Below are 18355 nucleotides of genomic sequence, written 5' to 3'. Positions count from 1 at the left end.
GGATTTGATATAAATGCGGTTTCAATTAGAACCGAAGGAATAGCCGGCGTTTTGAGGACGACAAAACCTGCTTGTTGAACGGTTTTCTTGTGTAAATAGCCAATTTTTACTAATTGTCTTAAGATGTTTTTCCCAAGTTTTTTACTTTGAATGTTTCTATCTTTGCGAGACAAATCCCAAAGAATTTTATTTAAGTACTGATCGTTATTACTCATATTTTCTGCAACTCCAAATTGATCAGTTGTGTTTTGTGAGTGTTCTAATTTCTTTGCAAATTTGGTTAATCCACCTCGTTTAGATAAAGTGTAAATTGATGCACCATTAGCTTTAGGACTTTCAACCGAATCAGCATGAATTGAAACAAGTAGTGAGGCCTTGTTATCCTGTGCAATGTTAATGCGCTTGCTTAAGCTAACATAGTAGTCTCCCGTTCTTGTTAGAATTGCTTTCATGTCACGCGTTTTGTTAATCATTCTAGCAAGTTTTTTAGCAATACTTAGTGTTATTCGCTTTTCCAAAGTTTTACGACGGCCGATTGCTCCAGGATCTTCACCACCATGACCTGCATCAATTAGTATTATCTTATCTGTTGCTTTGTTGTTACTGGGTTTTGTAACTTCAACCTTGATGGGAGTCTTGTTTGCCAAGTCGCTTAAATCAATAACGAGTCGATGGTACTTGTATTTTTTGTTAGGTTTAAGTGTATAACTTTTAATTTGATATTCAGTTGCCAGATTAAACGTCAACTGATGGATGGTTTTGTTACGTTTAATGCGTGTTTTTACTATGCGCTTATCTGTAAAAAATAGTTTTTTATAGGTTGATTTTAAAAGTTTGGCATTATGAATGTCTATTGTAAATCGCTCCTTATTTTGAGTGATTGAAAATTTAATATCTGGGTCGGTGTCAATCACAATACGAGTTCGATCTGGAGAACTCCAAAATCGAAAATCATATAAGGTGGTGGTTTTGTTCTCAGCGTAACAGCTGTTTAATAGTAATAAGCTAATTACTAAGGTTAAGAGTTTAAACATGCTAGCAATTGTTTACCTATCTTGCTATGTGCGGCTATTGATAGCGTTCTACTGTTGTCTTCTCCAGTTATGTTGATAGTCATATCGGCTGGCTCAATCATTCCTTGACCCAACTCAGCCCATTCGATCAGTTGAATATGACCAGGTCCTGAATATTCTCGTATGCCAATATATTCCAACTCTTCTGGGTCGCTTAAACGGTAGCAATCAAAATGATGGATGTTAATATCTTGATTAATATAGCTTTCAACCAATGAATAAGTAGGACTTTTGACACGATCAAATCCAAAATTTTGAATAAAGCTGCGAGCTAATGTGGTTTTACCTGCGCCCAAATCCCCCTCTAAGTATATCACCACACCTTGATCAAGCTGTTGAGCGTGACGAGCAAGCTGTTGAGAGAAAGCTTTTGTTTCGTCAGTACTGTTTAATTCAATGATCAAAATAATTGCCACATATATAAACTAAACACAGATACCAATACAACCCCTTCAAATCGGTTGATAATGTGCTTTTTACTGATTTTGTATGAAACAACAAATAGCAAAATGGTTAATAGTAGCATAATCGGATAGTCGCGATTAATAACCTCTGTTGGAACGTCAGATGGATGAATAAGTCCTGGAATGGCTAGTACTGCAATGGTATTAAATAAATTTGATCCGATTACATTGCCTACAACCATTTCGTATTGTTTCTTCAAAACACTAGTAATTGACACAGCCAATTCTGGCAAACTGGTGCCAAGGGCCACGACAGTTAGTCCAATAATTAAATCTGAAACACCAAAAGCTTTTGCCACTTCAACACCGCCCCAAACCACTAACTTAGCGCTAGAAATTAGCACAACCAATCCAACAAGTAGCATAATCCAGGTTTTGGCTGTTTGACTACGATCGATGTCATGCTCTAGGTCGTCAAACTCATGATGCGATTTATTTTTGGACTCTTTAAAAGTGTAAGTTAAAAATAGAATAAGTAGAGTTAACAAGATCAGCCCATCAGTTTCATCAAGACGATAATCCCATAGCAGTAGTCCGGCAATTAGAGTGGCCACCATTAAAAATACCCATTCTTTCTTTAAAATATCTTGGTGTACTTCAATGGGAATAATAATGGCACTTATACCAAGCACTAGAGCAATGTTAAAGATGTTAGAGCCAATAGCGTTACCAATACTAAGCCCGGTATTGCCGTCCATGGCCGCCAATCCGGATACAAGCATCTCTGGCGCTGACGTGCCGAAACCAAAGATTAATAACCCAATGATCAGTGGCGAAACTTTAAAAATATTAGCGATTTTAGCGCCATTGTCAGTAAACTCATCGGCACTCCAAATTAAAAGTATAAAACCTGATAATAAGGCAATAATTGGTAGTAGAATATCGGGCATATTGATTTTTTGTTATTTTTTTTGGTTATTATAAAGGCCGTATTGTAGAAGATGAGTAAAACAGAGTTTTTAATTGGTCGTCGTGGTCTAGATTTGATAGATGATTTTTATCCAGAAGACTTGCCTAGTGAATGGCGTTTTGATTATTATGCAACTCAGTTTAAAGCACTTTGTTTGCCAATTGACACCAAGGAAGATTTAGAATCTATTTTTGAAGAGTTGGAAGATTCCGATGAAGAGTTTGAGTTAGCTCTTAGTGTTAGTCCTAAATTAATTAATAATGATAAAGAGTTGACCACTTTGCTTGGCGCCATTGAATCATATAAATCTTTATTTGTTCTGTTTTGTGAGTTAGATCAATTGCCAAGTGATAAAGTTATATCCTTATTTAAAGGATTTCAAGTTTCGTTTCAGTCAAATAATCAACTGCAACTTGAGCTACCAGTTAAAGAGGTAGCTGGAAAGCATCTGTACTTTAATCATATTCCTGTCTTGTATACGCAAAATAGCCGGAACGAGAAACAAATCAGAGATTATATACAACAGGCGGCTGTTATTAACGAACGCACCATTCTAATTTGTCAGAATGCAGAAAGTGAATCGTTAAATAAAGTGCGAGTCATCGCTGAAATTCTTGGATTTTAAATTTTGAAAGTTTTATTAACGCGCCCATTGGCGCAAGTCAAAACACTTGAGTCTTTAGTAAATAATAACGGACACCAGTCTTTGTTATTTCCAACACTTGAGGTTCAGGCTGTTGACGCAATACCACAACGTGATCAATACGATGCTGTTATTTTTATCAGTGCCAATGCTGTTGAGTATGGCATGAAGATACTCGCTGAGATTCGCTATTCAAAAATTTTTACAGTGGGCATTGCCACTGCCAAAAAACTTAATAGTTACGGTATTACTGTTGATGATTTCCCAAAACATAAGCCATCTAGTGAAGCATTATTAGCGCTTGATTCAGTAGCTAAATTGCAGAAAAAAAATATTTTGATTTTTAGAGGCAAGGGTGGTCGTGAAACCCTTAGAATTGGTCTGGAAAAAACCGATAATAGAGTGGAATACGTGGAGGTTTATGATCGTGTCATTTGCGCAATAACACTTCGTCATAAAAAGTCACTTCAGGAATTTCTTACCACTGACCAAGGTATTATTAGTGTTACTAGCAATGAAAATTTAGACGGATTAATAGCGCTTGCAAATCAATTAGAAGGTTTAGAACAATTAAAAACGTATCCATTAGTGGTTTTGAGTAAGCGTATCCAAGATTATGCTCTATCACTTGGCTTTTTACGAGTGCTAATCACCCCTGATATTAGTGATCAAGCCATCGTTACAGTATTGGTAAATATGGATACACTTGACAATTAAATGAAAGTGGATTAATTTATTCAATAGCAAATGATATTTTTCTGAGGAGAGAAAATAACATGATTAAACTTAGTGTTTCGCAAGCAGCTCGTCGATTGGGTGTAAGCCGTGCCAATATTCAAGATCAAATAAATTCTGGTAAATTACAAACACATGAGGGTTATGTAACGACGGATAGTATTCGACTGGCTTATCCATCTAAAAGCTTACAGTCGGAACAAGATACACATCTACAAAAGCTGCAAAAAATTAAAGCGGATGCGATATACAAAGCTGGTGCGGCTGATACCATTAAGCAGGAAAACGAACAAATGTTAATGACAGTTGTTGCCTCATTGAAATCTAAGCTGTATAAAGAAAAGCTAAAAAATGAGCATTTTCAACTGACATTCTCAGAACTTGGAGTGCGCTTAGAAGCACTTGAACAGTGTTGTCATGAACAAGACAAGCGACTACTGATTGAATTACAAGATTGGGTGAAACGAAGCTCTCATTAAAAAAAATACCTTAAATTTTTTTGTCACTTAAGCTCTTGTGCTAACAATAATGAAGGTTGTGTTTTATTCATCGAGTAAAAATGAAAACTCTCAACACCTTGAGATTTGAGTTGATCGCATAAGTTGGACACAACATCAAACCCAAAGGCGCTTAAAGAGGCAAGATCATCTCCATAAGTTGATAGGCGTTTCTCGATCCATCGAGGAATTTCCGCACCACACATATTGGAAAATCTTAACAGCTGGTCATAATTGGTTATTGGCATAATGCCTGGGGTAATTGGTACATCTATACCATTTTTTTGCACCTCGTCAACAAACCGAAAATAAGCATCTGCATTGTAAAAATATTGAGTAATTGCACCATCAGCACCAGCTTTAATTTTATTAACAAAATGTTCAATATCAGTATTCATATTTGTTGCTTGTGGATGCATTTCAGGATAAGCCGCAACTTCAATGTGAAAGTAATTGCCAAACTCATGACGGATAAATTCAACCAATTCATTAGCATAATGAAAATCACCAATGTCACGCACACCTGAAGGAATGTCACCGCGTAGTGCAACAACACGATTAATGCCAGCAGCTTGATACTGCTTCAATAAAGACAAAATTTTTAATTTATCTGAGTCTATACAAGATAAATGCGGTGCTGCTGAAATATTATCATTGGCTTGAATATCTAGAACTGTTTCTAATGTTGCCTCTTGTGTTGTGCCGCCTGCGCCAAATGTGGTCGAAAAGTAGTGTGGATTGACAACTGTTAATTCTTGACGAACAAGCTTAAGATTTTGTTTACCTTTTTCAGTTCTAGGTGGGAAAAATTCAAAACTTAACTGCATTTGTGCTTAAGGTTAGTTAAAGATAGGCTAATTATAGCTTATTTCAAATCTATAAGAGTGTTTAGGTTTTTTTGTCTAAGAGGTGACATTCGGGTAAAATAACCCAATTTACTAAGTTCAAATTTATAATTATTTATGTCAAAAAGCGATTACATTGAGTTAGAAGGCGTGGTCAAAGAGAAGCTACCTAATACAACTTTTACGGTTGAATTGGAAAATGGTCATAGTGTTCTAGCACACATTTCTGGAAAAATCCGAAAGCACTATATTCGAATTTTACCTGGTGACAAGGTAACTGTTGAAATGACACCTTATGACCTTACTAAAGGTAGGATTACTTTTAGACACAAGTAAAAAAGTTTATTGCCGATGTGGTGGAATTGGTAGACACGCCGGATTCAAAATCCGGTTCCTCACGGAGTGACGGTTCGACCCCGTCCATCGGTACCAAATTAAAATAAAGAGTAATGAGTATGGAACAAGCAGAACTTTTAACACAGGCTTTAAACCTAACCATGTTTGGTATGGGCTTTGTTTTTTTGTTCTTAACATTATTGGTTTTTGTAACCAAATTAATGTCAAGCATTATTCAAAAAATCCTGGCTCGTGCTGCTGATAGGCCGGAGCCAAATAACACTCCAACAACTCTTGAGCAAGAAATTGACGAAGAGACGAAGTTTGTTATTGAACAAGCAATCAAGATGCACAGGGGAGCATAAGGATCATGCTAAATTTCTTAAGGAATATGACTAAAAAATCAATAAAAAACGCTGAAGGAAAAAAAGTAGAGATTACAGAGCTTGTTTTTAGAGATGCACATCAATCTTTATTTGCAACTCGTATGCGCATTGATGATATGTTGCCAATTGCAGATAAGCTTGACAAAATTGGCTATTGGTCAGTAGAGTCATGGGGCGGTGCAACTTTTGACTCATGTATCCGCTATCTAGGCGAAGACCCTTGGGACCGTATTCGTGAAATTAAAGCTGTTATGCCAAATACGCCACAACAAATGTTGTTGCGTGGTCAAAATCTATTGGGTTATCGTCATTACAGTGATGATGTTGTCCGTAAATTTGTAGATCGCTGTGCAGAAAATGGCGTTGGTGTGTTTAGAATTTTTGACGCTATGAATGATGTTAGAAATCTTAAAACAGCTGTCGATCAAGCAGTTAAATTGGATCAGCATGCACAAGGAACAATTTCTTATACTGTTAGCCCGGTGCATAATACACAAACTTGGTTAGACATGGCAAAACGCATTGAAGACATGGGTGCGCACTCTTTATGCATTAAAGATATGGCTGGCTTATTGCAGCCATATGTTGCCTATGATTTAGTTAAGCAGCTTAAAGAAACGATTGATATTCCAATCCAACTTCATGCTCATGCAACTACTGGACTTTCTACAGCAACAATCATTAAATCGGTTGAGGCGGGGATTGATCGTGTTGATACTGCAATTGGCTCTATGAGTATGACTTATGGCCATTCGGCGACTAACTCAGTGGTTTCTATTCTAGAAAATAGTCCGCGAAAGACCGGGCTGGATTTAGAAAAGCTAGAAGAGATCGATGCATATTTCCGACCAATTCGCAGAAAATACGCTAAATTTGAGGGGTCATTAAGAGGTGTGGACTCTCGAATATTGTTAGCGCAAGTGCCAGGTGGCATGTTAACCAATATGGAAAACCAGTTACGTGAGCAAAATGCAGCGGACAAAATGGATGAAGTGTTGGCTGAAATTCCACGTGTTAGGAAGGATCTTGGTTATATTCCATTAGTGACACCAACTTCTCAAATTGTTGGCACTCAGTCTGTGCTTAATGTGTTAACAGGCGAGCGTTATAAAACCATTACCAAAGAAGCGGCTGGCGTATTAAAGGGAGAATATGGTGCAACACCTGCAGCCGTTGATCAAGCAATACAAGCAAAAGTATTAGACGGCTCTGAGCCGATTACTTGTCGTCCTGCTGATAATATAGCGCCAGAAATGCATATTCTTGAACAAGAATTTGATAAGATTGTTGCTGATAAGGGTATTCAGCTAGCTAAAAATAAAATAGATGACTTAATGACTTATGCGCTATTTCCACAAGTGGGGATTTCGTTTTTAGAAAATCGTAACAATCCTGGTTTCTTTGAGCCAGCACCAAAAGAAACGGATGGCTGTTCAGTGCCAGATAGTGAAGAGGGGACTTATACGGTATCGTTTAAAGGCAATTCTTATACAGTTGATGTATCCGCTGGTGGGGATGTTACATCAATGCAGCCTGCATCTGCAAAAACTCAGTCTACACCTTCGGCTACAAAAGAGATCGTTAATGAGGTTCCTGCAACAAGTGGAGAGCCGATTGGCGCACCACTTTCAGGAAATATTTGGAAGGTAATGGTGTCGGTTAATCAAAAGGTGAATGAAGGCGATGTTTTAGTTATTTTGGAAGCTATGAAAATGGAAACCGAAATTAAATCTGCCAAAGCTGGTGTTGTTACTGAAATTAGCGTGAAAGAAGGTGACTCTGTAACCGTTGGTCAAACTTTATTGTCACTAGCATAATTACTTAGAGATTCTTATGGAACAATTGAATTCACTTTGGCTTAATACAGGAATATATCAGATGACCTGGGGTCAAGGTCTGATGCTATTGGTTGGTATGCTACTGTTATATCTAGCCATTATTAAAAAGTTTGAGCCGCTATTATTATTGCCGATTGGGTTTGGTGCAATTTTGGCAAACATTCCTGGTGCTGGTATTGCAGAAGGCACTGGCATATTACATTTGTTTTATGTTATAGGTATTGAATCTGGCGCGTTTCCATTGATAATTTTTATGGGTGTGGGTGCCATGACAGATTTTGGACCTCTATTGGCCAATCCAAAAACATTGTTATTAGGGGCGGCTGCACAATTTGGTATCTTTGCTACTGTTCTAGGTGCTATGGGTCTGACTGCGATAGGTATCTTTGATTTCAGTTTAACAGATGCTGCTGCCATTGGCATTATTGGTGGTGCTGATGGCCCGACTAGTATTTATGTGGCTAGCAAATTAGCACCTGAATTATTAGGTGCTATTGCAGTTGCTTCCTATTCTTACATGGCGTTAGTGCCTTTAATTCAGCCGCCAATTATGCGCGCACTAACGACTGAAAAAGAGCGTCAAATTGAAATGGTACAATTGCGTGAAGTTTCAACTGCAGAAAAAATTATTTTCCCAATTATGCTATTAATGTTGGTAGCACTACTGTTGCCAGATGCAGCGCCATTGTTAGGTATGTTTGCTTTTGGTAATTTAATGAAAGAGTCTGGTGTGGTTGATCGCCTTAGTGATACTACACAAAACGCATTAATCAATATAGTCACAATTTTCTTAGGCTTAGCTGTTGGTTCAAAACTAATGGCCGATAAATTTTTACAGCCTGAAACATTGGGCATTTTATTATTAGGCATGATTGCATTTGCAATTGGCACAGCAAGCGGCCTGTTAATGGCAAAACTGATGAACTTATTTAGTAAGAATAAGATCAATCCATTGATCGGTTCTGCTGGCGTATCTGCAGTACCGATGGCAGCACGTGTTTCTAACAAGGTAGGTTTAGAATCTAATCCGCATAATTTCTTACTGATGCATGCTATGGGTCCTAATGTGGCAGGCGTTATTGGATCTGCGATTGCAGCCGGTATTATGATTCAATTGTTAAGTTAAGCTCTGTAAGCAATTATTATGCATAGCACTTTTCTCAAAGCAAAACTACATCGCGTTACTACAACAGCTTCTGAGCTAAATTACGAAGGTTCATGCGAAATTGATGGCGTATTGTTAGATGCGGCTGGCATTCGCACATTCGAACAGATTCAAATCTATAATATTGACAATGGCAATCGTTTTACAACTTATGCAATTCGGGGTAAAGAGAATAGCGGTGTTATTTCAGTCAATGGTGCAGCCGCGCATAAAGCCTCTGTAGGCGATTTGCTCATCATTGCTGCTTATGCTAGTTATGATGAGCATGAGTTAAAGAATTATGCGCCAAGCTTGTGTTACGTTGACGAAAATAATGTTCTGACTAAAAAAAGCTCTTCAATTAGTTAAATCGACCATTTTCTAGCACCAAAACACGTTGCATTTTCTTGGCAATTTTCTCATCGTGAGTGACAATAATTAAAGCACTATCGTGTGCTTGATTTAATTCAATCATTAAGTTTAATACTTCAATGGCATTCTTATTGTCAAGATTTCCAGTTGGCTCATCAGCCAATAAACAATTAGGTTTTGTAACCAATGCCCTGGCAATAGCAATGCGTTGACGTTCACCACCTGAAAGTTCACTTGGTAAATGATTTAAGCGATGATCAAGGCCAACGGTCGTGAGAATTTCAAGTGCTTTTGTTTGTGCTTGTGCTTGACTTTCTCCTTGGATAAGAAGAGGCATCATGACATTTTTTAAAGCATTAAAGTCTTTTAGCAAATGGTGAAACTGATAAACAAATCCAAGATTATCAGCCCTGAGTTCAGTCATTTGAGATTCGCTCAATCCATTTAAATCCGTTTTGTTAATAACAATCTGACCTTGAGTTGGCTTGTCCATTCCACCTAATAAATTGAGCAATGTAGACTTTCCACAACCAGACTGGCCTAATATTGCAATAGATTCTGCAGGCTGAACGACTAGATCAAGGTTATTGATAATTTGGTTATTGTTAGTACCATCATTATAGTGATAGCTTATTTTTCTACATTTAATAATGCTATTCATGGTTTAGCACCTTGGCAATTGATACCTTGCCAGCTCGACTTGCTGGGTAGATAGATGCAAGAATAACAAGTACCAATGCACCTAAAGCAACCTTAATGATATCGCTTAGATGAATTTCAGATGGGAATCGATTTATATAAAACACATCTTTTGGAAAAAATTCAATCCCTATGATAGACTCGATACTACTCACAATTACTTCAATATTAAGTGATAGTAAAACGCCAAGTATAAGGCCAATGACAATGCCAATGCTACCAATGGTAATCCCTTGATAGAAAAATATCTTAACGATACGTTTTGGCGTCATGCCAAGTGTTCTCAGAATGGCAATATCAGCTGTTTTGTCAGTTACTACCATAACCATCATCGAAACTAGATTAAAGGCTGCGACTGCCACTATCAGAGACAAAACGATACCAATCATTTGTTTTTCTAGATTTAACGCCTTGATAAAATTGGCTTTTTGTTGGGTCCAATCAATACCATAATATTGATTACCACCCAATGTAGCCACCACTTGGCGAGTAATTTTCTTTGCTTGAAACAAATCATCAACTTTAAGTCGTATGCCGGAAACTTTACGTTTCATAGAGTATAGTTTTTGCGCTTGCTCTAGCTGAATAAAAGCTAAATTATTATCGTATTCGTTAACACCTGCATCAAAAATACCAGTCACTGTAAAACGCTTAAAACGTGGTTGAATGCCAATAATGCTCGATGTTAACTCTGGCGTTAATAAAGTAACTTTATCCCCCAAAGAGGCACCTAATTGGGATGCTAAGCCTGCACCAATTAAAATACTAGATTTGTCTAGTTGATTATCCCCAAGCTTAATTTTATCTAGGAGTACAGAAGTGTTTTTTTCTAATTCTGGTATAACACCTCTAACGCTTATTCCTTGGGCACCGTTAGAGGTGTTTAATAAAGCGTATTTCTCAATATAAGGTGAAGAATTGATGACCCGAGGATGTTGATTGATTTGTGTTTGAATAGTTTCCCAATCTGACAAACTGCCCTGGTATTCACTAATATATGAGTGAGAAATGGCACTCAATACACGCTCTCTTAATTCTTTATGAAAGCCATTCATGACTGATAAAACTGTCACAAGTGTCATTACACTAAGAATAAGTCCCACCATTGAAACGCCAGAAATAAAGGAAATAAAACCTTTTTTTCGATTGGAGCGTAAATACTGATTAGAAATATTAAATTCGATACTCATTGTGCTGATATTTTGTCATAATTAGCACTTTATAAATAACTAAATATTGAGGAGTAAAAATGGAACAGCCTACAATTAAAGATAGAATTGATCAACTGGGAGATTTTTTAATTGAAGTGTTTCATGTGGTGGGTTTGTTTGTTATTGGCGGTACAATCGTATGGTCTGCTGTAGGAGAATATTTAGTTATTATGCAGCATGAATCAGGCTTTGCATCATTAAAAGATATTTTACTGTTATTTATCTATTTAGAATTGGGTGCCATGACTGGTATTTATTTTAAAACTCATCGATTGCCGGTCATATTCTTAATTTTCATCGCCATTACCGCCATTACTCGATTCTTAGTGATCGATATGAAGGAGTTGGTAGCGACAGATAAGTTCAATGTGCTAATTATGGTAGCCGCAATTATGATCTTAACGATTGCTGCAGGCGTCTTAAGATATACAGAGAATAAATTTGAAAATTCTAACGAGTATTTTAAGCATAAATAAATGGATTTAAACGCTCGGGGTTTTGTTAATTATTTGCTATTGCCAATCTCTTGGGTTTTTTATCTTTTAAGTAAAATACGACAAGCTTTTTATCGAATAGGAGTTTTTCGTATTAATCAATTTGATGTTCCTATTGTGGTGGTGGGTAATATCACTGTTGGTGGTAGCGGAAAAACACCAATTGTTATTAAATTGGTTGATTATTTTCAACAACAAGGCAAGAAAGTAGGTGTGGTTTCTAGAGGTTATGGCGGATCTCATTCTGGCAAGAGTCTAGCTGTAAAATCTGACACGCTCGCTACTGTGTCGGGTGATGAGCCTTTACTCATTGCTAGCCAAACAGGTGCGGCAGTCATGGTTAATCAAGATCGCTCTCAGGCAGTTCGAGACTTAATTAAACAACAGCAGCTAGATGTTGTTATTAGTGATGATGGGCTTCAGCACTACGCAATGGGTAGGGTGGTGGAAATCGCAGTAATTGATGGGAATAGGCGTTTTGGCAATGGTTTTTTTCTTCCAGCTGGACCATTAAGGGAGTCTCAAAATAGACTTAAAAGTGTTGATTTTATTATTAACAATGGATCTGCACATGTCGGAGAAGTTTTCGCCCAACTAAAGCCAATTACATTTATTCATGTTTTAAGTGGAGAGGAGTTTCCGCTTGATTTATTTAAAAATCGGCACTGTCACGGGGTTGCTGGGATTGGCCACCCTGATCGTTTTTTTCATACCTTGACACAGCTTGATATCCAGGTAGAAAAACATCATTTTATTGATCATTATCAATATCAAATTAATGACTTGGAATTTGAGGATGATCATCCGATAATTATGACTGCAAAAGATTGGGTAAAATGTAGAGAGTTTGCCAATGGCAAGATGTACTACTTAAAAGTAGATCTAGATATTGGCGAAAAATTTTTAAACGAATTAACTGCAAAATTATGATTGATGAAGCCTTGTTAAAACTTTTAGTTTGTCCAAAATCTAAAGCACCCTTAAAACAAGTGGGTGATGAGCTGATTTGTGAAACAAGCGGCTTAGCCTATCCGATTGAGGATGGCATTCCAGTATTGTTAGAAGAAGAAGCCAGAGAGCTAGACTAGCCAATGAATTTTAGCGTTATTATTCCTGCTCGTTATGCATCGAGTAGACTGCCAGCAAAATTATTAAAAGACATTTATGGTAAGCCATTAATTCAATTGACTTATGAAAATGCAGTTAAAAGTAGCGCCACTCAAGTTGTTATTGCAACGGATGATGAGCGTATTAAACAGGTTGCTGAAGATTTTGGCGCGACAGTTTGTATGACGGCTGCTGGGCATACGTCTGGCACTTCTAGGATTGCAGAAGTGCTAACTAAGCTTAATATTGATGATAATGAAATTGTTGTCAATGTTCAAGGCGATGAACCGATGCTTGATCCGCAAGTAATAAACCAAGTAGCTAGCAATCTAGACAAAAGCAATATGCAAATGGCTACACTATGTGAGCCAGTTGCAAGCAAAGCTCAATATCTAGATCCAAATTGTGTCAAAGTGGTTTTTGATAAGCTTGGCAAGGCGTTATATTTTTCACGCGCAGCTATTCCATTTTTTAGAGATGAACAGGATTTTGATTTATCGTTATGTTATAAGCATATTGGGATTTACGCTTATCGTGCAAAATTTATTAAAAAATACTTGGATATGGCAAGTTCTAGATTTGAACAGGTTGAAAAACTAGAGCAATTGACAGTATTAAATGAAGGTTTTGATATACATGTTGAAAACGCTTGTGGCGATACAGGCTTTGGCGTAGATACACAAGAAGATTTAAATAAGGTGCGAGATGCTTTAGCGCCACACAACAATGGCTAACAATGAATATTATTAACGGTAAGAAAATAGCACAAGATTTACGCAATGACATTGCTAATAAAGTTGGGAAATTAGACCGGGCGCCTGGCTTGGCAGTTATTTTAGTAGGTGACGATCCAGCATCGGCTGTCTATGTTCGTAATAAGGATAATGCTTGTAAAGAGGTGGGCTTTTATTCAGAGAAAATTAATAAGCCTGCTGACATAACCCAGCAAGAGTTACTTGATGAAGTGGAGCGCTTAAACAATGATGATAAGATTGATGGAATTCTAGTGCAATTGCCATTGCCAGCTCATTTGGATGCAAATTTAGTCATTGAAACAATTTCTCCTGAAAAAGATGTCGATGGATTTCACAGTGAAAATATTGGCAAGCTTATGCAAAATAAAGCTTATTTGCGCCCATGTACACCTAAAGGTGTAATGACAATGTTGGCGACTACTGGGATTGATTTGGTCGGTAAAGATTGTGTGGTTGTAGGTGCATCAAATATTGTTGGACGACCAATGGCAATGGAGTTATTAAACGCACGTGCAACAGTGACGATTTGCAATAGTAAAACTTCAGATTTATCAGGAAAATTGCAGCGTGCTGATGTTGTTGTGGCAGCTGTTGGTATTCCGCAAATGGTTCAAGGTGATTGGATTAAAAAAGGTGCTGTTGTTATCGATGTAGGCATTAATCGACTAGAGAGTGGCAAACTTGTGGGCGATGTTGATTTCGAAGCGGCAACTCACAATGCCAGTTGGATGACGCCTGTTCCCGGCGGTGTTGGCCCCATGACTATTGCCACTTTGCTCGAAAATACATTAACCGCTTACGAAAACAGGAAATAAAATTATGAAACTACTATTAAAAGCATTTAGAAACGGCCTAGGCGCATTGATTGCATTAATCAGTCGATTGATCCCCGTAAAAAAAGTAAGAAGAAACGCGCAGGAGCAAGAGGTAGCCAACAAAAAAGCTGAGACAATCGAGCTGTATCAATTTTTTGCGTGTCCATTTTGCATTATGAGCAGACGTGTTATTAGAGGGTTAAACATTAACATTATCACCCGTGATGCGCAAAAGCGTGGTGGCGTATATCGTGACGAAATGCAAAAAGAGACAGGCAAGGTGCAAGTGCCTTGTTTAAAAATTACTAAAGGCAAGGAAGTAACCTGGATGTTTGAATCGTCAGATATTAAAGCTTACCTTGAAAAAGAATTCAGCTAAAGAGTTAATTATAAATTTTTTATATTAAATTTAACAGGCTCTGGAGCTGGTTGAATGATTTTAGGTACAAAAATCACATTACCATATAATGAATAGCCGTTTTTGCTAGCCATATCGTTTAGGGGTAAATCCATTTCTTTGCCTTTTTCGTTAATTACCAGCATACCGTTATCGAGTTTAATGTGATCAACGGGGCCACCAATAAAAGTTTCCAACTCATCTGTACCAAATGATTCGTTGTCATCAATTGGTTTGATGTTAATCGGATCTCCTGTTGGGTGATAAAGAATTGATGATGGCCAATTGTATTGTTCTGACATGTTGATAAATCCTTGTTTTTAGTTATTGTGGTAAAAAGCTTTGTAATTGTTGTATGCTATTCTCAAGCTCCCTTAAGGAGTTAGCAGTAATATTAATGTGCCCAAGTTTTCTATCTTTGCGCTCAGTTTTGTCATATAAATGTAGATGTGCATTAGGCATGTTCAACACAAGATCGATTTGACCAATCTCACTAACAATGTTGATCATTGCACTAACCTTATGAGTAGGGTTTGTATCTCCTAAAGGCATGCCGCTAATTGCGCGGATATGATTTTCAAATTGTGATGTGTTGGCGCCATTAATACTCCAATGGCCAGAGTTGTGAACCCGTGGAGCCATTTCATTTACAACTAATCCATTTTCTGTTTCAAAAAATTCGATAGTTAAAATACCAACATGATCCATAGCGTCAAGTAATGTCTGCATGTATTTTTCAGCAGTCTCTTGAACTTTGGCGTCAATATCTTGTGCTGGTGCAATGGTTAATCTTAAAATTCCCTGGTGATGGGTGTTGTCAACTAAGGGGTAGTATTTATGATTATTGTGCTTGTCGCGGACCGCTATTAAAGATAATTCGCGCTTAAAATTAACAAATCCTTCTAGTATCAATTCTACGCTGTTCATGCTTGTAAACGCTTGTTGAATTTGATCAGGGTTGTCAATGAGAAATTGTCCTTTGCCATCGTAACCCTCAGTAGCGGTCTTGAGAATAGCGGGTAGTCCAATTTTCTTAACCGCTAGCTTAAGATCTTCTAAGGTGTTTACCATGCAATAGCGAGCACAAGGTACGTTTAGTTTATCAAAGAGTGCTTTTTCACGGCCACGATGTTGGGTGGTGTGTAGTGAAATTTCACCTGGATAAACTGGAATATTTTTATTGATTTCCCGAACTGCCTCAATATTTGTGTTTTCACTTTCATAAGTAATAACATCTGCGAATGCAGCTAGGGATTCTATATTGTCAGCATTGTCTTCATGAACAAACATATGCCCAAGTAGCGCTGCAGGTTCGTTATTTGCATTTCCAGAAAAACCAAATTGATGATTTAATGGATAGCCAGAAATAGCCATCATTCGACCTAGTTGACCTGCACCTAGTACGCCTATTTTCATTTAATTATTGAGCAGGGTTAGGATTATCTAAAACATCTTGGGTTTGCTTCATTCTAAAGGCAGTTACTTTTTCTCGTACCAATGCATCTTCATTGGCGATAATTTGAGCTGCTAAAATTCCCGCATTTTTTGCACCAGCTTCGCCAATTGCCAGCGTTCCCACAGGAATTCCGCCAGGCATTTGGGCAATAGATAGTAAAGAATCTTGGCCACTAAGCGCCCGTGATTGCACAGGTACACCAAGTACTGGAACAATTGTTTTTGCAGCTACCATGCCTGGTAGGTGGGCGGCGCCACCTGCACCAGCAATAATGACTTTTAGGCCACGTTCAAGTGCAGATGATGCATAATCAAACATAAGATCTGGAGTGCGATGGGCAGAAACTACTTGAACTTCATGGGGTACGCCGAATTCTTCCAACATTTCAACTGCATTTTTCATGGTTGGCCAATCAGATTTTGACCCCATAATAACACCAACAACTGCACTCATACAACTCTCCAAGGTTTAGTACTGATGGTAATTATACTATAGTTCAAAGCTGCTATCTATAAACGGAATATGTCCTGTATCAAGTAGAGTTGAGTTAATGTTATTATGATCGTACCAGTTGGAAATCTTACTGGGAATAAGTGTGTCTCTAATGCCAAGATAAATCTGTATATCAATATTTAACTGAAGAAAAGGTTCGATTAGATCTGTTGTTAATAAGATATCTAATCCTTGATTAAGTGCAGTGGTTGATGCTGGAAATTGGTCTATGGATTGATTGAGCGCTTTTAATTGAGTTTTGTCTTGGGTTTGTAAGCTTACAAAACGTTTCAGGCCTTTCGATAGGTTTTGCTTAAGGGTGTTAGAAAATTGCTGAAAATTATCCGCGTCAATGCCGTACTGCCAATCGGAATTTTGTACGAAATTTGGCGTTGAAGCAACTAAGATTAATTTTGAGAGTTTGATTTTTGTCGCAATATTAATAGCTAATAAACCACCTAATGACCAGCCAAGTAAGATTGGGTTATTCGGCAAAATTTTAATAATCTCATTACTCCACTCGTTAATTCCTCCGGCAACTTCATCGCTTCTGCCGTGCCCAGGTAGGTCAATTTTAGTAATACGATACTGATCTTGGTACTGATCAATGAGATTGTTAAATAGCTCCGCATTAAAGCCCCAGCCGTGCAATAAGACTAGGTCAGGGCCGGTACCTGTAGTATGACTATAAAGCATTTTTAATACAGGCTAATAGTTGCTCAATCTGATTTTGTGTGTGATTAGCGTTAAGGGTAATACGCAGTCGCTCTGTACCCTTGGGTACGGTTGGCGCTCGAATAGCGCTAACGTAAAAACCTTGTTCAAACAGTTTTTGACTAATACTCAGTGCTTTTTCACTGTCACCGACAATCAAAGGTTGAATCGCACTGTTTGATGGTGAAATTGGTAAACCAATAGCTTGAGAAAAATTGAGACTGTCTGCGATAGAGCGGAAAAAATCAATATTAGCCAATAGTTTGGCTTGCTGCCCACCTTGTTTGATTAAATCCAAGCTTTTTAGTGTGGCTGCACAAATAGCCGGTGAAATAGCGGTTGTATAAATGTAAGGGCGGGATTTTTGGATCAAAAACTCAATAAAATCTTCATTTCCAGCCACAAAAGCACCCATTGTGCCCGCTGCTTTGCCCAAAGTGGCCATATAAATTGAATTTTTTGGAATGTTAGGCTCAAAGATACCAAAACCGTGTGCATCGTCTTGCATCAAAATTGCATTTGTTTTATTGGCGATTTTTTGCAAATCGTTAATTTTTGCTTGATCGCCATCCATGCTAAACACGGTATCAGTCACAATCATGCCTTGCCCTCCCCGAGGACCGCTGTTTGACGCTTGACCTGATTGTTTGGCTATTTTTTTTTCAAGTGATTGAATGTTGTTATGTAAATAACGTTGTAATGGTAAGTCAATGAGCTGGTTTGCATCAATTAATGATGCATGATTGAGCTTGTCTTGCAGAACCCAATCCAGTTCACCTTTAAGTGCGGAGAAAATACCTAAATTTGCACTATAACCCGTTGAAAATAGTAGGGTGCGCTCTTGCCCTGTATACTCAGCCAATGCATCTTCCAGATTGTGATGGACACGCGAGTGTCCGCTGACTAAATGTGAAGCGCCGGAACCTACACCATGCGTATCAACACCCTGCTTAAAAGCCTCTTTAATTTGAG

25 protein-coding genes and 1 tRNA gene are annotated in these 18355 nt (G+C 37.8%); 15 read left to right on the top strand and 11 right to left on the bottom strand.

What is annotated here, in order from left to right:
- From P8M52_RS02850 to P8M52_RS02840, 3 genes are all read right to left on the bottom strand, one after another.
- On the bottom strand, positions 1 to 1034 hold a 1034-nt coding region (locus tag P8M52_RS02850; RefSeq protein WP_300307020.1), incomplete at its 3' end, for an N-acetylmuramoyl-L-alanine amidase.
- Positions 1019 to 1477 (bottom strand): tRNA (adenosine(37)-N6)-threonylcarbamoyltransferase complex ATPase subunit type 1 TsaE, encoded by a 459-nt coding sequence (tsaE, locus tag P8M52_RS02845; RefSeq protein ID WP_300307017.1) that lies wholly within the window; start codon positions 1475 to 1477, stop codon positions 1019 to 1021. The genes P8M52_RS02850 and tsaE, both read right to left, overlap by 16 nt.
- A complete protein-coding gene (locus P8M52_RS02840) occupies positions 1474 to 2427 on the bottom strand; it encodes a calcium/sodium antiporter (protein ID WP_300307014.1) in 954 nt (317 codons plus the stop codon). The genes tsaE and P8M52_RS02840 overlap by 4 nt, the downstream gene beginning before the upstream one ends.
- A gap of 51 nt (positions 2428 to 2478) precedes the next feature.
- Here P8M52_RS02840 and P8M52_RS02835 point away from each other — a divergent pair, with 51 nt between their 5' ends.
- Genes P8M52_RS02835 through P8M52_RS02825 form a run of 3 tightly spaced genes read left to right on the top strand, consistent with a single transcriptional unit; the run spans position 2479 to position 4304 of the window.
- A complete protein-coding gene (locus P8M52_RS02835) occupies positions 2479 to 3072 on the top strand; it encodes a hypothetical protein (RefSeq protein ID WP_300307011.1) in 594 nt (197 codons plus the stop codon).
- Between the two features lie 3 nt (positions 3073 to 3075).
- The gene (locus P8M52_RS02830; protein ID WP_300307008.1) at positions 3076 to 3807 is read left to right on the top strand and encodes a uroporphyrinogen-III synthase; all 732 of its coding nucleotides are present in this window, start codon (positions 3076 to 3078) and stop codon (positions 3805 to 3807) included.
- 59 nt (positions 3808 to 3866) lie between these two features.
- Positions 3867 to 4304: a hypothetical protein gene (locus P8M52_RS02825; RefSeq protein WP_300307003.1), complete on the top strand. Its 438-nt coding sequence runs from the start codon at positions 3867 to 3869 to the stop codon at positions 4302 to 4304.
- A gap of 23 nt (positions 4305 to 4327) precedes the next feature.
- On the opposite strand, the gene metF is transcribed toward P8M52_RS02825, so the two are convergent.
- Positions 4328 to 5149 carry a methylenetetrahydrofolate reductase [NAD(P)H] gene (metF, locus tag P8M52_RS02820; protein WP_300307000.1) on the bottom strand — a complete coding sequence of 274 codons (822 nt, stop codon included), beginning with the start codon at positions 5147 to 5149 and terminating at the stop codon, positions 4328 to 4330.
- Between the two features lie 135 nt (positions 5150 to 5284).
- Between metF and infA the strand changes: the two genes are divergently transcribed.
- The 6 genes from infA to panD all read left to right on the top strand — a co-directional run bounded on the left by infA (position 5285) and on the right by panD (position 9240).
- Complete coding sequence (gene infA / locus P8M52_RS02815) at positions 5285 to 5503, top strand: translation initiation factor IF-1 (protein ID WP_010645628.1); 219 nt, start codon at positions 5285 to 5287, stop codon at positions 5501 to 5503.
- An 11-nt stretch (positions 5504 to 5514) separates the two neighbouring features.
- Positions 5515 to 5599 (top strand) — tRNA-Leu (locus tag P8M52_RS02810).
- 23 nt (positions 5600 to 5622) lie between these two features.
- A complete protein-coding gene (locus P8M52_RS02805; RefSeq protein ID WP_300306995.1) occupies positions 5623 to 5868 on the top strand; it encodes an OadG family protein in 246 nt (81 codons plus the stop codon).
- A gap of 26 nt (positions 5869 to 5894) precedes the next feature.
- The gene (gene oadA / locus P8M52_RS02800) at positions 5895 to 7706 is read left to right on the top strand and encodes a sodium-extruding oxaloacetate decarboxylase subunit alpha (protein WP_300306992.1); all 1812 of its coding nucleotides are present in this window, start codon (positions 5895 to 5897) and stop codon (positions 7704 to 7706) included.
- A gap of 16 nt (positions 7707 to 7722) precedes the next feature.
- Positions 7723 to 8853: a sodium ion-translocating decarboxylase subunit beta gene (locus P8M52_RS02795; protein WP_300306989.1), complete on the top strand. Its 1131-nt coding sequence runs from the start codon at positions 7723 to 7725 to the stop codon at positions 8851 to 8853.
- A gap of 18 nt (positions 8854 to 8871) precedes the next feature.
- A complete protein-coding gene (gene panD / locus P8M52_RS02790; RefSeq protein WP_300306986.1) occupies positions 8872 to 9240 on the top strand; it encodes an aspartate 1-decarboxylase in 369 nt (122 codons plus the stop codon).
- Here the strand turns inward: panD and lolD are convergent.
- On the bottom strand, positions 9233 to 9904 hold the full coding sequence (gene lolD / locus P8M52_RS02785; protein WP_300306983.1) for a lipoprotein-releasing ABC transporter ATP-binding protein LolD: 672 nt from the start codon (positions 9902 to 9904) through the stop codon (positions 9233 to 9235). The genes panD and lolD overlap by 8 nt on opposite strands.
- Entirely contained in the window at positions 9897 to 11132 is a 1236-nt protein-coding gene (locus P8M52_RS02780) for a lipoprotein-releasing ABC transporter permease subunit (RefSeq protein WP_300306981.1), read from the bottom strand. The genes lolD and P8M52_RS02780 overlap by 8 nt, the downstream gene beginning before the upstream one ends.
- A 59-nt stretch (positions 11133 to 11191) precedes the next feature.
- On the opposite strand from P8M52_RS02780, the gene P8M52_RS02775 reads away from it, so the two are divergent.
- The 6 genes from P8M52_RS02775 to P8M52_RS02750 are packed head-to-tail and all read left to right on the top strand — an operon-like array spanning position 11192 to position 14703.
- Positions 11192 to 11629: a phosphate-starvation-inducible PsiE family protein gene (locus P8M52_RS02775; RefSeq protein ID WP_300306980.1), complete on the top strand. Its 438-nt coding sequence runs from the start codon at positions 11192 to 11194 to the stop codon at positions 11627 to 11629.
- Positions 11630 to 12577 carry a tetraacyldisaccharide 4'-kinase gene (gene lpxK, locus P8M52_RS02770; protein WP_300306977.1) on the top strand — a complete coding sequence of 316 codons (948 nt, stop codon included), beginning with the start codon at positions 11630 to 11632 and terminating at the stop codon, positions 12575 to 12577.
- Entirely contained in the window at positions 12574 to 12735 is a 162-nt protein-coding gene (locus P8M52_RS02765) for a Trm112 family protein (RefSeq protein ID WP_300306975.1), read from the top strand. Before lpxK ends, P8M52_RS02765 begins: the two co-directional genes overlap by 4 nt.
- Positions 12736 to 12738: 3 nt before the next feature.
- Positions 12739 to 13488 (top strand): 3-deoxy-manno-octulosonate cytidylyltransferase, encoded by a 750-nt coding sequence (kdsB, locus tag P8M52_RS02760; protein WP_300306972.1) that lies wholly within the window; start codon positions 12739 to 12741, stop codon positions 13486 to 13488.
- Between the two features lie 2 nt (positions 13489 to 13490).
- A complete protein-coding gene (gene folD / locus P8M52_RS02755) occupies positions 13491 to 14324 on the top strand; it encodes a bifunctional methylenetetrahydrofolate dehydrogenase/methenyltetrahydrofolate cyclohydrolase FolD (RefSeq protein ID WP_300306969.1) in 834 nt (277 codons plus the stop codon).
- A gap of 4 nt (positions 14325 to 14328) precedes the next feature.
- Complete coding sequence (locus P8M52_RS02750; protein WP_300306966.1) at positions 14329 to 14703, top strand: glutaredoxin domain-containing protein; 375 nt, start codon at positions 14329 to 14331, stop codon at positions 14701 to 14703.
- An 8-nt stretch (positions 14704 to 14711) separates the two neighbouring features.
- On the opposite strand, the gene P8M52_RS02745 is transcribed toward P8M52_RS02750, so the two are convergent.
- From P8M52_RS02745 to P8M52_RS02725, 5 genes are all read right to left on the bottom strand, one after another.
- Positions 14712 to 15023 (bottom strand): hypothetical protein, encoded by a 312-nt coding sequence (locus P8M52_RS02745; RefSeq protein ID WP_300306963.1) that lies wholly within the window; start codon positions 15021 to 15023, stop codon positions 14712 to 14714.
- 22 nt (positions 15024 to 15045) lie between these two features.
- Positions 15046 to 16137 carry a 5-(carboxyamino)imidazole ribonucleotide synthase gene (locus P8M52_RS02740; protein ID WP_300306960.1) on the bottom strand — a complete coding sequence of 364 codons (1092 nt, stop codon included), beginning with the start codon at positions 16135 to 16137 and terminating at the stop codon, positions 15046 to 15048.
- A gap of 4 nt (positions 16138 to 16141) precedes the next feature.
- Positions 16142 to 16630, bottom strand: a complete 489-nt coding sequence (gene purE / locus P8M52_RS02735) for a 5-(carboxyamino)imidazole ribonucleotide mutase (RefSeq protein ID WP_300306957.1) — start codon at positions 16628 to 16630, stop codon at positions 16142 to 16144.
- A gap of 36 nt (positions 16631 to 16666) precedes the next feature.
- Positions 16667 to 17365: an alpha/beta fold hydrolase gene (locus tag P8M52_RS02730; RefSeq protein WP_300306954.1), complete on the bottom strand. Its 699-nt coding sequence runs from the start codon at positions 17363 to 17365 to the stop codon at positions 16667 to 16669.
- On the bottom strand, positions 17355 to 18355 hold a 1001-nt coding region (locus P8M52_RS02725; protein ID WP_300306951.1), incomplete at its 5' end, for an 8-amino-7-oxononanoate synthase. The genes P8M52_RS02730 and P8M52_RS02725, both read right to left, overlap by 11 nt.

Source organism: Candidatus Thioglobus sp., assembly GCF_029243085.1.
In the GTDB taxonomy this organism is placed as follows: Bacteria; Pseudomonadota; Gammaproteobacteria; order PS1; family Pseudothioglobaceae; genus Thioglobus_A.
The sequence above is the reverse complement of the archived record's forward strand: the minus strand, read 5'-3'. Positions and strand labels throughout refer to the sequence as shown.

Coding starts and splice junctions, on each gene's coding strand:
- P8M52_RS02840 (WP_300307014.1), bottom strand. CDS start 2,427: ATGCCCGATATTCTACTACCAATTATTGCCTTATTATCAGGTTTTATA.
- P8M52_RS02835 (WP_300307011.1), top strand. CDS start 2,479: ATGAGTAAAACAGAGTTTTTAATTGGTCGTCGTGGTCTAGATTTGATA.
- P8M52_RS02825 (WP_300307003.1), top strand. CDS start 3,867: ATGATTAAACTTAGTGTTTCGCAAGCAGCTCGTCGATTGGGTGTAAGC.
- metF (WP_300307000.1), bottom strand. CDS start 5,149: ATGCAGTTAAGTTTTGAATTTTTCCCACCTAGAACTGAAAAAGGTAAA.
- infA (WP_010645628.1), top strand. CDS start 5,285: ATGTCAAAAAGCGATTACATTGAGTTAGAAGGCGTGGTCAAAGAGAAG.
- P8M52_RS02805 (WP_300306995.1), top strand. CDS start 5,623: ATGGAACAAGCAGAACTTTTAACACAGGCTTTAAACCTAACCATGTTT.
- oadA (WP_300306992.1), top strand. CDS start 5,895: ATGACTAAAAAATCAATAAAAAACGCTGAAGGAAAAAAAGTAGAGATT.
- P8M52_RS02795 (WP_300306989.1), top strand. CDS start 7,723: ATGGAACAATTGAATTCACTTTGGCTTAATACAGGAATATATCAGATG.
- panD (WP_300306986.1), top strand. CDS start 8,872: ATGCATAGCACTTTTCTCAAAGCAAAACTACATCGCGTTACTACAACA.
- lolD (WP_300306983.1), bottom strand. CDS start 9,904: ATGAATAGCATTATTAAATGTAGAAAAATAAGCTATCACTATAATGAT.
- P8M52_RS02780 (WP_300306981.1), bottom strand. CDS start 11,132: ATGAGTATCGAATTTAATATTTCTAATCAGTATTTACGCTCCAATCGA.
- P8M52_RS02775 (WP_300306980.1), top strand. CDS start 11,192: ATGGAACAGCCTACAATTAAAGATAGAATTGATCAACTGGGAGATTTT.
- lpxK (WP_300306977.1), top strand. CDS start 11,630: ATGGATTTAAACGCTCGGGGTTTTGTTAATTATTTGCTATTGCCAATC.
- P8M52_RS02765 (WP_300306975.1), top strand. CDS start 12,574: ATGATTGATGAAGCCTTGTTAAAACTTTTAGTTTGTCCAAAATCTAAA.
- kdsB (WP_300306972.1), top strand. CDS start 12,739: ATGAATTTTAGCGTTATTATTCCTGCTCGTTATGCATCGAGTAGACTG.
- folD (WP_300306969.1), top strand. CDS start 13,491: ATGAATATTATTAACGGTAAGAAAATAGCACAAGATTTACGCAATGAC.
- P8M52_RS02750 (WP_300306966.1), top strand. CDS start 14,329: ATGAAACTACTATTAAAAGCATTTAGAAACGGCCTAGGCGCATTGATT.
- P8M52_RS02745 (WP_300306963.1), bottom strand. CDS start 15,023: ATGTCAGAACAATACAATTGGCCATCATCAATTCTTTATCACCCAACA.
- P8M52_RS02740 (WP_300306960.1), bottom strand. CDS start 16,137: ATGAAAATAGGCGTACTAGGTGCAGGTCAACTAGGTCGAATGATGGCT.
- purE (WP_300306957.1), bottom strand. CDS start 16,630: ATGAGTGCAGTTGTTGGTGTTATTATGGGGTCAAAATCTGATTGGCCA.
- P8M52_RS02730 (WP_300306954.1), bottom strand. CDS start 17,365: ATGCTTTATAGTCATACTACAGGTACCGGCCCTGACCTAGTCTTATTG.